This window comes from Pseudomonas sp. NPDC086278 (genome assembly GCF_050280905.1).
Lineage (GTDB): Bacteria > Pseudomonadota > Gammaproteobacteria > Pseudomonadales > Pseudomonadaceae > Aquipseudomonas.
Map to the genome: position 1 here is coordinate 1 of NZ_JBNNWE010000007.1, position 12,976 is coordinate 12,976.

A 12,976-nucleotide genomic window follows, 5' to 3' on the forward strand; every position below is an offset into this window, starting at 1 on the left:
ACCACCTGATCCCATCCCGAACTCAGCAGTGAAACGATGCATCGCCGATGGTAGTGTGGGGTTTCCCCATGTGAGAGTAGGTCATCGTCAAGATTAAATTCCGAAACCCCTATCTGCGTATGCAGGTAGGGGTTTTGTTTTGCCCGGAATTAAGTGCCAGGTGCCAAAAAATAAGAAAAATGCCGCATCAGCCTAAAAAACCGACCGTCGTTTTGGCCGTCAAGGACAGCCCTTATAGGAAATCGCACTAAAGTGATTGCCCTGTTTTTGGTATGGTGCAGCTCGTTTTTTAACGGACTGATTTTCACGCCTACGGATCGGCGCCCCTTCATCGTCAAAGAGCTGCTACAGAAATGCCCGAGCCCATACCCATCAAGGACCACGAAAAAGAGACGCGGCTGGTCAACAAACGGTTGATAGCCTGCGCCTTGTTCGTTGTTGCCATTTCCTGCGCACTGATCGTGCGCATGTATGTGTTGCAAGTGGTCGAATTTGATTACCACTCGACGATCTCCGAAAACAACCGCGTCCATGTCTTGCCGATCACCCCGACTCGCGGGCTGATTTACGACCGCAATGGGGTAGTCCTTGCAGACAACCGTCCCAGCTTCAATCTGACCATCACCCGTGAACGCGCCACCGATGTGAAAGAAGAACTGGATGAGGTGGTCAACCTCCTGCAATTGCCAGCCGAAGATCGAACACTGTTCGACAAGGCCATGAAACAGGCTCGTCACCCCTTTGTGCCCGTCACTCTGTTCTACGAGCTCACTGAACAGCAGATCGCCGTGCTGGCGGTGAATGAATTCCGCCTGCCGGGGCTCGACGTCGAACCGCAATTCGTCCGTCATTACCCGATGGGCGCGCATTTCGCACATTCGATCGGCTACGTCGGCCGCATCAACGAAAAAGAATCCAAAGCCCTCGATAACGTTGAATACCGTGGCACCCAATCCATCGGTAAAACCGGTATCGAGAAGTTTTACGAATCCGAACTGCACGGCCACGTCGGTTACGAGGAAGTCGAAACCAATGCCCAGGGCCGCGTGCTGCGTGTGCTCAAGCACACTGATCCAATCCCCGGCAAAAACATCGTCCTGAGCCTGGACGTCAATCTGCAAAAAGCGGCGGAGGAGGCGTTGGGTGATCGTCGCGGGTCCGTGGTCGCGCTTGATCCATCGACCGGCGAAGTGCTCGCCATGGTCAGCAAACCCAGTTTCGACCCGAACATGTTTGTGACCGGCATCAGTTTCAAGGAATACGCAGCGCTGCACGATTCCATTGATCGGCCTCTGTTCAACCGCGTGCTGCGCGGCCTTTACGCGCCCGGTTCGACGATCAAGCCTGAAGTGGCGATTGCCGGCCTGGATGCCGGTGTGGTGACCCCGCAGACGCGCGTCTTCGATCCCGGTTACTACCAGCTCCCGGACTTCGATCACAAATACCGTAACTGGAACCACAGTGGCGATGGCTGGGTGGACATGGACGCAGCGATCATGCGGTCCAACGACACCTATTTCTACGATCTCGCGCACAAGCTCGGCATCGATCGCTTGCACGACTACATGGCGATGTTCGGGCTTGGCGAGAAGGTCTCGCTGGACATGTTCGAAGAGTCTGCCGGCCTAATGCCCTCTCAAGCCTGGAAGCGCGCCACACGGCGTCAACCGTGGTTCCCGGGTGAGACCGTGATCCTCGGCATTGGCCAGGGCTACATGCAAGTCACGCCGTTGCAACTGGCCCAGGCCACCGCGCTGATTGCCAACAAGGGTGTGTGGAATCGACCGCACCTGGCCAAGACGGTGGATGGTGTGGCACCGGTAGACGAACATCCGATGCCGAATATCCTGCTCAAGGATCCGCGTGACTGGGAGCAGGTCAACCACGGTATGCAAATGGTCATGCACGACGCGCGCGGGATTGCCCGAGCGGCCGCGCAGGGTGCTCAGTACCGTATCGCCGGCAAGAGTGGTACCGCGCAAGTGGTTGCGATCAAACAAGGTGAGCGCTACAACCGGGCGAAAACCCTGGAACGTAACCGCGACAACGCCTTGTTCGTCGGTTTCGCGCCGGCGGAGCATCCGAAAATTGTCATCTCGGTGATGATCGAGAACGGCGAGGCTGGTGGTCGAGTCGCCGGCCCGGTGGTGCGGCAGATCATGGACGCCTGGTTGCTCGATCAGGACGGACACCTGAAGCCGCAGTACGCGACACCAAGCAAACCGCCCGGCGATCCGCACGTTTGAGCGATCAGGGCGTTACAGCACGGGCTCAGGCCTGCTGAGCATGTGCTGCAGGCTGTCGATGAAGATCGTTTCGGCTCGGCTCATGCGCTGTTCGCGGTTCCACAACAAATGAATATCCACATCGGCAATGCCTTCGTGGGGCGGCAGGCGCCAGAGCAATCCAGCGTCGATGTCCGCCGCCACCACGTGCTCGGGTAGACAACCGATACCGAAGCCGGCGATCACCAGTCGCCGGACTTCTTCCAGGCTCGAGGACGAGGCGACGATGCGTCCGCTGAAGCCCTGTTGATCACGAAAGATCGTCAGCGGCGAGAGCATGCCGCCGATCTGGTCACTGGTGAAACTGACGAAATTCTCACGCTGCAAGTCCCCTTCGGCGACGTTCTGCTGGCCAAACAGCGCATGGTGCCTGCCACAAAAAAATGCATAGCGCTGACGCAGGAACAGCCGCTGTTCCAGGCGAGGCTGCGGGCGGCGATTGAGGCTCAAGCCCAGCGTCGCGGTTTTCTCCTGAAGCGCGCTGACGATGTCGGAGCTGCGCATTACGTCCACCTCAAGATCCACTCGCGGATGCTGGCGATGGAAGTCGGCGAGGAAATCATCGAAACGCTCGGAAAAGATCCGGCTGATGATCAGTAGCCGCACTTTGCCGATCACTTCGTCGGCCGGTTGCTCCAGCACGCTGCTGACCTGGGACATCTGTCCGTAGATTTCCCCGGCCAGTTCGAAGATCTGTTCGCCGACTTCAGTCAGGGCAAAACGCGGTCCGCGGCGGGCGATCAGTTGACGCCCCAGTTGCTCCTCCAGACGTTTCAGTGCCTGGCTCACCGCCGGCTGCGTCAGGTGCAGGCGGGCGGCGGCACGGCTGATACTCAGCTCCTGGCCGATCACCCGAAAGGTGCGCAGCAGGTTCCAGTCCAGACGGTCATTGAGCAGGCGTTGCACGTCGCGTTCGGCCATGGCGGTTCTCGATTATAAGCAGTAGTAATAATCAGAATAATAAATAGAAAATTGACTAATCATAGCCTCGAGACGAAAAATCACCCCCAGACAGGCGCCGTCAGAGTGCCTCGAATGCGCCGATTTCCTCCTGCCAAAAAAATAACCAAAGGAGCCCGACCCATGAAGCCCATTGCTTCGCCCCAACCGCGCCGTGCGGCCGCTGCCGCCTTCATCGGCACCATGATCGAGTGGTACGACTTTTACATCTACGCGACCGCCGCCGCGCTGGTGTTCGGCGCGTTGTTCTTCCCCTCCGACGACAAACTGTTCAGCACCATGGCCGCCTTCGGCACCTTTGCCGTCGGTTTTTTTGCGCGGCCGTTGGGCGGCATTATTTTCGGCCATATCGGTGACCGCATTGGCCGCAAGAAGTCGCTGATCATCACCTTGCTGATGATGGGGGTGGTTACGGTGTGCATTGGTTTGCTGCCGACCTACGCGCAAATCGGCGCGGCAGCGCCAGTGCTGCTGATTCTGCTGCGCATCGTCCAGGGCATTGCCGTCGGTGGCGAGTGGGGCGGGGCGGTGTTGATGGCCGGCGAACATGCGCCGAAGGGGCGGCGCAATTTCTTCGCCTCCTTTGCACAACTGGGCAGCCCGGCCGGTTTGATCCTGTCGCTATTGGCCTTCAGCGCGGTCACTCGCTTGCCGGAAGACGACCTGATGAGCTGGGGCTGGCGTCTGCCGTTCCTTGCCAGTTCGTTGTTACTGCTGGTCGGCTTGGCGATTCGTCTGGGTGTGAGTGAATCGCCGGAGTTCCTCGCCAGCCGCGAATTGGCGGCCAAAAGCACGCGCAAAGAGCAGGCGCCGGTCATGGAAGTGCTGCGCACCGCGTGGCGCCCCTTGCTGCTGTGCATCGGAGCCAACACCCTGGGGATTGCCGGGGTGTATTTCACCAACACCTTCATGATCGCCTACACCACCCAGCAACTCGAACTGCCGCGCTCGCTGATCCTTGAGTGCCTGTTTGTGGTCGCGATCATTCAGTTCTGCGTTCAACCGCTGGCCGCGTGGATCGCCGAGAAAATCGGCGCTACCCGTTTCCTGTGCCTGGTGTCGCTGCTGGCGATGGCCTCGCCGTACCCGATGTTCGTGCTGGTCAGTTCGGCCCAGGCGCCGCTGATCATCCTTGGCATTGCGCTGGCGGTGGTGTGTATGGCGTCGTTCTACGCGGTGATCGCCGGGTACGTCAGCGGCATGTTCGAGACCCGCGTGCGCTACACCGCGATCTCGCTTGCGTACCAGATTTGCGGTGCCGTGGCCGGCGGTTTGACGCCACTGATCGGGACTCTGCTGGCACATAAGTTCGCCGGTCAATGGTGGCCGATGGCGGTGTTCTACAGCCTGATCGCCGCCACTTCGCTGATCTGCGTACTGTCCCTGGCCCGTCGCCATGCCAACGCCGAGCGCATGGAAATGGCCAGCGCTTAGTCACCGTTTTCGAGGATCGATTCATGTTGAAAATTAATGGCGAACGCCTGTGGGCGAGCCTGATGGCGATGGCCGAGATCGGCGCCACTGTTCGCGGAGGCAGTTGCCGTCTGGCCCTCAGCGACGAAGACAAGGCCGGTCGCGAACTGTTTGCCCATTGGTGCCGCGAGGCCGGCATGAGCCTGAGTGTGGATGCCATCGGCAACCTGTTCGCCCGTCGCGAGGGCACCGACCCGCACGCCGCGCCGGTGATGATGGGCAGCCACCTCGACACTCAACCCGAGGGCGGTCGTTTCGACGGCGTCTACGGCGTACTCGCCGGCCTGGAAGTGGTGCGTTGCCTCAACGACCTCGGCATCCAGACCCGCAAGCCGCTGGAAGTGGCGGTCTGGACCAACGAAGAAGGCGCGCGCTTCACCCCGGCGATGTTCGGCTCGGCAGTGTTCACCGGGATCATGAAACTCGATGCCGCGCTCGCCGTGCGGGACGTCAATGGCCTCAGCGTCGCCGACGAACTGAAGCGTACCGGTTACGCCGGCTCGCGCCCGTTGGGCGGTGCAGTGGATGCGTATTTTGAAGCGCATATCGAACAAGGCCCGATCCTTGAAGACAACGCTAAAAGCATTGGCGTGGTCAGCGGTGGCCAGGCGATTCGCTGGCTCGACGTGCAGGTCGAGGGCATGGCGGCACACGCCGGCACCACGCCGATGCCACTGCGTAAGGATGCCCTGTACGGCGTGGCGCAAATGATTCAGTCGATCGAAGCGTTGGCGGCGGATTTCGCTCCGGAAGGTCTGACCACCGTCGGCGAATTGAACATCAGCAAGTCGTCGCGCAACACCATTCCGGGGCGGGTGAATTTCACTGTCGATCTGCGTCATCACCGCGACGACGCCATCGAGGCCATGGAGCAGCAAGTCCGGGCGCGGCTTCAAGCGATTGCCGACGGGCGTGGTTTGGCGGCGACGATCACTGTGCACTGGATCAGCCCGGCGACGCCATTCGATGCCGACTGTGTGGCGGCGGTGCAGCAGGCGGTGGATGCGCTGGGCTACGCTCAGCAATCGATTGTCAGCGGCGCCGGGCACGACGCGATTCTGCTGGCGCGCTATTGCCCGACGGCGATGGTGTTTATTCCGTGTGTCGGCGGCCTGAGCCATAACGAAGCCGAGGACGTACTGCCCGAAGACGTGCGACAGGGCACCGATGTGTTACTCAACGCAGTACTGGCCCGCGCCGAAAAAGCCGACTAGAACGCAATCCCCCCTGTCGCAGCGGGCTTGCTCGCGAAAGCGGTTTATCAGTCGACCTTTGCAGTGGCCGACACACCGCCTTCGCGAGCAAGCCCGCTCCCACCGGGATCGTGAGATTCATGTTTACTGACAGGTATTAGCCCATGCGCAGTTTTTTCCACCCCGAACAATTGCTTCACCATCCACGCACTTACTACTCGCGCGGACAGATGCGCACGCCGCAGGAAGTGCCGGAGCGCGTGCAACGACTGGTGCAGGCTGCCCATTCGCTGGGCTTTGACGTCGAACAACCGGCCGACGCCGGGCTCGCGCCGTTGCTGGCGGTTCATGGCGCGCCATACCTGACGTTCTTGCAGGAGGCGCATCAGCGCTGGAAGGAAATCCCTGAGGATTGGGGCGACGAAGTGATGTCGAACATCTTCGTGCGCGAACCCAATGCCCTGCGCGGCATTCTGGCTCAGGCCGCCCGGTATCTGGCGGACGGCAGTTGCCCGGTCGGCGAGCAAACCTGGCGTTCGGCCTATTGGTCGGCGCAAAGCGCGGTGGCCGGGGCGCAAGCGTTACTCGATGGCGAGCCAGCGGCTTACGCTTTGTGCCGTCCACCGGGCCACCACGCCCGGGCTGAAGCGGCCGGTGGTTTCTGTTATGTCAACAACGCAGCCGTAGCCGCCCAGGTCTTGCGTGGCGGTTTTGCCCGCGTCGCGGTGCTCGACACCGACATGCACCACGGGCAGGGGATTCAGGAGATTTTCTACGACCGCGATGACGTGCTGTATGTCTCGGTGCATGGCGATCCGACCAATTTCTATCCAGGGGTCGCCGGGTTTGGCGATGAGCGCGGTGCCGGGGCAGGCGAGGGGTTCAACCTCAACTTGCCGATGGCGCACGGTTCGAGCGAAGCGGATTTCCTCGGGCAACTCGACGTAGCACTGGCGGCGGTGACAGCGTTCGGTGCCGAGGTGTTGGTGCTGTCGCTGGGCTTCGATATTTTCGAGCTGGACCCGCAGAGCAAAGTGGCGGTGACGCGGGAGGGGTTTGCGCGCCTGGGCGAGCGCATTCGTGGCCTGGGGTTGCCGTGCCTGATTGTGCAGGAGGGCGGGTATCACCTGGAAAGTCTTGAGGATAATGCGCGGGCGTTTTTTGTGAATGCCGAGGTGTGGCAGCGTTGAGGTTTTGAGTCCTGGGCGATTACCTTCGCGAGCAGCCTCCCACCGTTGACCGGGTTCTTCGCAAAGAACGCGGGCCAATGTGGGAGGGCGCCGGCTCGCGCAGAGGTTACCCGTCAGCGAACAATCAGGCGCCCGGCACCGGGCAACTCAAGTCCCCCTCCTGGCACTTCAAATACGTCTTGAAGGTTTCTACCCGCGCCTTGGTCAATTCCGTCACGCAGTTGTTGTAAATCAACGGATAAACACTCCCGCCTTCCACGCCGGCGCTGGAGAACTTGCACTCGGCATCGCGAAACGCAACCCACGCTCGTTGCGCGCCGACCAACAGTTTTTTGCTGTCAGGATTGGCTTTCAACCTGGCGGTGATCTGCTGGTAAAGCGCATTCAACGCCTTGTCCGCGTCCTTGTTCTGCTGCGCGGCGCACTGATTCATCGTCGCCTGATCCGTGGCGTTGCCGCAGTCCACGGCATGGGCAACCGAGGTGAACAGCAGCGGCGTCAGCGCCAGAAGTATGCGTGAGTTCATGAAGGTTCTCGCTCAGACGTGAAAAATGGCTGCGCAGTGTAGCGGCAGTCAGTTGCCGGTATAACCGCGCAAGTGCATACAGTCATTGACCAGGTCGATCTGCTTTTCGGCGACGACAATCCCGTCCCCAACCCCGGCCCCTACCGCCGCCGACATGCTTTTATCTGAAGGCGTGCTGCTGTAACTGGCCGTCGCCGACTTGGCCTGGTACTGACATTGCGCTTTATCCTTGTCGACATCCGCCTGAATCGCACCGGGCTTGCTCCAGTGAGCGACCGAGGTGGCGCAGGCGCTGAGGCACAGCAGCGAGGACAGAACGAAGAGGCGGGGCAAGGACATGATCGGTTTCTCGAGTGAGATGACAGTGCGAGTCTAGTCAGGAATGGTTGAGACTTGAACGTTGAAGGGCATTTTCAGGCTTTTTCCCCTCGAATCAACCGGCAAGATTGCGCCAGGCAACGACAATCGCCAGCCCATTGATACAACTTTAAGGTTGGTCTTGTGGTCTTACAGGCCTACTGTTCGATACAGGAGGTGACTTATGAACCCAGCATCAGATCGCATCAAAAGGAAGATCCTGCTCAAAACGCCGCGCTCGCAGGTCTGGCGCGTGTTGGCCAATGCCGAGGCTTTCGGGCAGTGGTTTGGAGTGGCGCTGGAGGGCAAGCGCTTTGTCGCCGGCGAGTGGACACAGGGGCAGATTACCTATCCCGGGTATGAACATTTGCTGTGGAATGTGCTGGTAGAACGGGTCGAGCCGGAGCGGGTGTTTTCGTTTCGCTGGCACCCGTATGCGGTGGAGCCGGAGGTCGACTACTCCCAGGAGCCCACGACGTTGGTGAAGTTCGAGCTTGAAGACATGGATAACGGCACCTTGTTGACGGTCACCGAGTCCGGTTTTGATCACATCCCCCAACATCGCAGGCTCAAGGCGTTCCGCATGGACAGCCGCGGCTGGGATGAGCAGATGAACAATATTGAAATGTTCTTGAAAACAGGCACCAAAGCCGACGTCCAACCGCAAGAGTAGAGGCTGCATGTTTGAACCCTGGTTGCAACGCTGGGCGCTGGTGCCGGACGGCGAGCCGATCATCACCCCCGGCAGTCGTTTGCTGCCGGTGCGCATGGGCGAGGCGCCGGCGATGCTGAAAGTCGCCATCGATGATGAAGAAAAATTCGGCAATCTGCTGATGACCTGGTGGGACGGCGAGGGTGCCGCGCGGGTTTACGCGCATCACGACGCAGCATTGGTGCTGGAACGTGCGCAAGGCGAGCGGTCGTTGATGCACATGGCGCTCAACGGTCAGGATGATCAGGCCAGCAGCATCCTGTGTTCGGCGCTGGCGCGGTTGCATGCGCCACGCCTGTCGCCGCCACCGCCGCTAGTGCCTTTGTCGCGCTGGTTCAGGTCGCTGCGCCGGGCGGCGGAACAACACGGCGGCGCCTACTCCCTCTGCCTGGCCACCGCCGAAACATTGCTGGCCGAGCCGCAGGACGTGGTGGTGTTGCACGGCGACATGCACCACGACAACCTGCTGGATTTCCAGTCGCGAGGCTGGCTGGCCATCGATCCCAAGCGGGTGATTGGCGAGCGCGGGTTTGACTACGCCAACCTGATCTGTAATCCCGATTTACCGACGGCGATTGATCCTCGGCGTTTTCACCGACAAGTCGACGTCGTGGCCGAAGCCGCCGGGCTTGAACAGCGCCGACTGTTGCAATGGGTGCTGGCGTTTGGCGGACTGTCGGCGGCGTGGTTTCTTGAGGATAACGACGTCCTGCAAGCGCAAGGTCAGCTGCAGGTCGCGGAACTCGCGGCTTCCAGGCTCGGTGCCTGACGCGTCTAAGGGTTATCGGAAGGGCCGCTATAGCGAATGTCTTACACGCGATGGTAGCTATGTCGTCTATTGCAGATTGGATCCGACGGTTAATCTAGCGCCATCAACTGAAGCACAGGGAGTGTTTCAGGATCACGGATGATCGACCATTAGCAAGGATTCGCTGCCGACAGGGAGTCGACAATGGTCTTGGGAAAAACCCGCCTCTGGCGGGTTTTTTTTGCCTGTCGAAAAGTCGGAAGGCATCGGTGGGAGCGAGCCGGCTTACCGTGTCATTCCGACGAAGACCGAACAACCGGTATCCGCGGGTTCACGCGCATTTCCTTCGCGAGCCGCCTCGCTCCCACCGTGTTTTCCTACAACTCCAGCGTTGCGGCTACCCGTTCGGTAATCAGCGTCCGTTGCTGCAACGCTGGCGCCAAACGCCGGGTGGCTTCTTCCAGCGCCGCAGCCGGTGCAGTTTGCGGGCTACCCGAATTGAACGGTGGTGCCGGCGCGTATTCCAGCTGCAACTGCACACGCTGCGCCGTGTCTGTGTCGAACAACTCCGCCGCGAGGGTCAGGGCAAAATCGATCCCGGCGGTGATCCCGCCGCCCGTCAACAGGTTACCGTCACGCACCACCCGATCTTTCACCGGGATCGCGCCCAATGGCGCAAGCAACTCGTGATAAGCCCAGTGAGTGGTGGCTCGCTTGCCTTTGAGCAGGCCAACAGCGCCGAGGACCAGCGAGCCGGTACAGACTGACGTGACGTACCGCGCGCTCGCAGCCTGCGCCTTGATGAAGGCCAGGGTTTGCTGATCTTCCATCAAGGGGCCGACACCGCTGCCGCCGGGCACGCAGATCACATCCAGCGCCGGGCAATCGTCGAAGGTGATGGTCGGTGTGAGCATCAGGCCGGTGCTGGCGGTGATCGGCATCAAGTCCTTCCAGATCAGATGCACCTTCACGTCCGGCAGCGACGCCAGCACGTCGTAAGGGCCGGTCAGGTCCAGTTGCTGAATCTGCGGAAACAACAGAAAACCGATCTGCAACGTCATGGCATTTTTCTCCTGAAGTGGGTGGACGGCTTCACTATAGGCTCGTAGCCTTTGGCGTATCCGCCAATCACCCCACGAATTACGCCAAACATGCCGAAAGCCATTCATGTGCTCGCGTTTACCAATGTGCAACTGCTCGATGTCACCGGGCCGCTGCAGGTGTTTGCTTCCGCCAACGATATTGCCCGTCAAAAGGGTTTGCCGGTGCCTTATGCACCAACGGTGATTGTCGGTGGCGGCGGGGCGGTGATGTCGTCGGCGGGGTTGGCGCTGCTGGCCGAACCGTTGCCTGATGCCGCGAGTGACACGTTGATCATCGCCGGTGGCTGGGGCGTGTATGCGGCGGCCGAAGACCCGTCATTGGTGGCGTGGGTACGCGAACATGCCACCGGCTGCCGTCGGGTCGCATCGGTGTGCACCGGGGCGTTTTTGCTGGCGGCCAGCGGTTGGCTGGATGGACGGCGGGTGGTCACGCACTGGACGCGGTGCGAGCAACTGGCGCAGAAGCATCCGCTGTTGCAGGTCGAGCCCAATCCGATTTTTATCAATGACGGCCCGGTGTGGACCTCGGCCGGCGTCACGGCGGGCATTGACTTGGCGCTGGCGATGGTCGAAGCGGACCTGGGCCGAGGCGTGGCCCTGGAAGTGGCGCAGCAACTGGTGGTGTTCCTGAAGCGTCCGGGCGGGCAGTCGCAGTTCAGCGTGACCTTGTCGTTGCAAAAGGAAGGTGGTCGTTTCGACGAGCTTCATGCCTGGATCAGTGAAAATCTGACCCAAGAGCTTGGCATCCCGACCCTGGCGTTGCAGGCCGGCATGAGCGAGCGCAGCTTCGTCCGTCATTACCGCGCCGACACCGGCCAGACGCCGGCGCGGGCCATCGAACTGATTCGGGTCGAAACCGCGCGGCGGCTGCTCAGCGATACCGGTTTGCCGATCAAACGGGTAGCGGTGCAATGCGGCTTTGGCAGTGAAGAAACCCTGCGCCGCAGTTTCCTCAGGGCCATGGGCGTCACGCCGCAAGCCTACCGCGAGCGCTTTTCGGTCAGCGCTGCAACAGATCCAGCAATGCCTTGATCGTCGCCTCGGGCGCCTCTTCGGGAATGTCATGGCCCACGCCCGCCAGCACCCGCCGCTCATAGGCACCGGTGAAGTGCTCGATATCGTCGTCGACCTCAGGTGCGGGGCCGACGCCATCGTCGGCGCCGCACAGGGAAATCGTCGGCACGCTGATCGGTGGTTGCCGCGTCAGTGCCTGCTCCATCCATTCAAGCGCCGGGTCGCCGGCCACATACATGAACCGGTGGCGATAGGAGTGAATCACCACGTCGACGAAGTCCGGATTGTCGAAAGCCGGGGCGCTCAACGGATAACGTTCGGCGCTGGCGGGCCATGTCGGTGACCATAGCTCCCACAGCCATTGGCAGAACGCCCGGCGATTGTCGGTCAAACCGGCAACGCCTCGCGCCGTGTGGAAATAGTACTGATACCAGAGCCGGTGCTCGGTTTGCGGGTCCAGCGGCTTGGTGGAATGCGGGATGTCTTGCAGGTTGTAGCCATCGCCCGTCACCAGACACCGGACCCGTTCCGGCCACAACGCTGCGACGATGCAAGCGGCGCGACCGCCCCAATCGTAGCCGCACAGCGCGGCTTGCTGAATGGCGAGCGCATCCATCAGGTCCAGCAAATCCTGGGCGAGGGCGGCTTGCTGGCCCGAGCGCGGCGTCTCGGGACGGTTGAAACGCGTCGGGCCATAACCGCGCAGGTACGGCACGATGACGCGGCAGCCCAGTGCCGCGAGGGCCGGGGCGACGGCATCGTAGGCGCGGGGGGAATAGGGAAAACCGTGAAGCAGGATCACCGCGTCGCCGGAGGCCGGGCCGTGTTCTTCGTAAGCGATGTTCAGGCTTGGGGTCAGGGCGTATCGGATCAACGCTTCGCGGTTCATTTGATTCTCCGGAAAGGTCATTGCAACGCTGTGCCAGCCTAGGCTTCGACTTCCGCCACCTGATTGAAGTACTTCGACCGGTCCGGCGTAAATGTCACCACCATGTGGGTTCGCGAACACGTCAATGCCCGCTCTTCAGCCAGATCAACGTCCAGATCCTCGCCGCGCAATCCCTGCCACTGCGCGAGGTATTTGAGCGAGCCGTATTTCTCGAGTTTTTTCAGGCTGCGGCTCACGCCCCCTTTCCAGCCCAGCACTGGCAGTTCGCCGGCGAAGCAGCGCCGGGCAAGTTCGGGGAAGCGCTCGGCGCGCTGGCGGCCGATTTCCCAGCATTTGATCAGGCCCTTGTCGGAGGCTTCCCACAGTTCGTCACGGTTCAGGCCTGACCGGAGAGGGGAGTCGATGCTGCGGTGGATGCGCTGGCTCATTCTGGTTCCTTGAATTCGGGTTTTGTTGGACAGCTCCGCTGTACCCGCTGACGGCGATGTTAGGTAAGGATGTAACGGCTGGCAACAAACGATTCTGC

At 60.9% G+C, this 12,976-nt stretch carries 13 protein-coding genes and 1 rRNA gene; 8 read left to right on the forward strand and 6 right to left on the reverse strand.

The annotated features are described in order from the left end of the window. Together rrf and mrdA are read left to right on the forward strand one after the other, a co-directional pair. Positions 1–93 (forward strand): 5S ribosomal RNA (gene rrf / locus ACQKP4_RS03845); the annotation flags it as partial. 260 nt (positions 94–353) lie between these two features. Then, the gene (gene mrdA / locus ACQKP4_RS03850) at positions 354–2,246 is read left to right on the forward strand and encodes a penicillin-binding protein 2 (RefSeq protein WP_427630570.1); all 1,893 of its coding nucleotides are present in this window, start codon (positions 354–356) and stop codon (positions 2,244–2,246) included. Between the two features lie 12 nt (positions 2,247–2,258). Here mrdA and ACQKP4_RS03855 read toward each other — a convergent pair whose 3' ends face one another. After that, complete coding sequence (locus ACQKP4_RS03855) at positions 2,259–3,206, reverse strand: LysR family transcriptional regulator (RefSeq protein WP_427630572.1); 948 nt, start codon at positions 3,204–3,206, stop codon at positions 2,259–2,261. A 162-nt stretch (positions 3,207–3,368) separates the two neighbouring features. Between ACQKP4_RS03855 and ACQKP4_RS03860 the strand changes: the two genes are divergently transcribed. The 3 genes from ACQKP4_RS03860 to ACQKP4_RS03870 all read left to right on the forward strand — a co-directional run bounded on the left by ACQKP4_RS03860 (position 3,369) and on the right by ACQKP4_RS03870 (position 7,101). Further along, positions 3,369–4,679, forward strand: a complete 1,311-nt coding sequence (locus tag ACQKP4_RS03860) for an MFS transporter (RefSeq protein ID WP_427630574.1) — start codon at positions 3,369–3,371, stop codon at positions 4,677–4,679. A gap of 23 nt (positions 4,680–4,702) precedes the next feature. Further along, entirely contained in the window at positions 4,703–5,932 is a 1,230-nt protein-coding gene (locus ACQKP4_RS03865; RefSeq protein WP_427630576.1) for a Zn-dependent hydrolase, read from the forward strand. Between the two features lie 143 nt (positions 5,933–6,075). Continuing rightward, positions 6,076–7,101 (forward strand): histone deacetylase family protein, encoded by a 1,026-nt coding sequence (locus tag ACQKP4_RS03870; RefSeq protein WP_427630578.1) that lies wholly within the window; start codon positions 6,076–6,078, stop codon positions 7,099–7,101. 124 nt (positions 7,102–7,225) lie between these two features. Here the strand turns inward: ACQKP4_RS03870 and ACQKP4_RS03875 are convergent, their stop codons facing one another. After that, entirely contained in the window at positions 7,226–7,627 is a 402-nt protein-coding gene (locus tag ACQKP4_RS03875) for a lysozyme inhibitor LprI family protein (protein WP_427630580.1), read from the reverse strand. A gap of 48 nt (positions 7,628–7,675) precedes the next feature. Further along, on the reverse strand, positions 7,676–7,966 hold the full coding sequence (locus tag ACQKP4_RS03880) for a hypothetical protein (RefSeq protein WP_427630582.1): 291 nt from the start codon (positions 7,964–7,966) through the stop codon (positions 7,676–7,678). A gap of 202 nt (positions 7,967–8,168) precedes the next feature. Here ACQKP4_RS03880 and ACQKP4_RS03885 point away from each other — a divergent pair, with 202 nt between their 5' ends. After that, complete coding sequence (locus ACQKP4_RS03885; protein ID WP_427630584.1) at positions 8,169–8,657, forward strand: SRPBCC family protein; 489 nt, start codon at positions 8,169–8,171, stop codon at positions 8,655–8,657. A 7-nt stretch (positions 8,658–8,664) separates the two neighbouring features. Then, entirely contained in the window at positions 8,665–9,465 is an 801-nt protein-coding gene (locus tag ACQKP4_RS03890; RefSeq protein ID WP_427630586.1) for an aminoglycoside phosphotransferase family protein, read from the forward strand. Between the two features lie 356 nt (positions 9,466–9,821). On the opposite strand, the gene inhA is transcribed toward ACQKP4_RS03890, so the two are convergent. Further along, positions 9,822–10,505, reverse strand: a complete 684-nt coding sequence (gene inhA, locus ACQKP4_RS03895; protein ID WP_427630588.1) for an isonitrile hydratase — start codon at positions 10,503–10,505, stop codon at positions 9,822–9,824. 90 nt (positions 10,506–10,595) lie between these two features. Here inhA and ACQKP4_RS03900 point away from each other — a divergent pair, with 90 nt between their 5' ends. Next, positions 10,596–11,579, forward strand: a complete 984-nt coding sequence (locus tag ACQKP4_RS03900) for a GlxA family transcriptional regulator (protein ID WP_427630589.1) — start codon at positions 10,596–10,598, stop codon at positions 11,577–11,579. Here the strand turns inward: ACQKP4_RS03900 and ACQKP4_RS03905 are convergent. Both ACQKP4_RS03905 and ACQKP4_RS03910 read right to left on the reverse strand, forming a co-directional pair. Further along, positions 11,548–12,450, reverse strand: a complete 903-nt coding sequence (locus ACQKP4_RS03905) for an alpha/beta fold hydrolase (protein ID WP_427630591.1) — start codon at positions 12,448–12,450, stop codon at positions 11,548–11,550. The two genes, ACQKP4_RS03900 and ACQKP4_RS03905, sit on opposite strands and share 32 nt — an antisense overlap. A 38-nt stretch (positions 12,451–12,488) precedes the next feature. After that, complete coding sequence (locus ACQKP4_RS03910) at positions 12,489–12,878, reverse strand: hypothetical protein (RefSeq protein ID WP_427630593.1); 390 nt, start codon at positions 12,876–12,878, stop codon at positions 12,489–12,491. Positions 12,879–12,976 lie beyond the last annotated feature (98 nt).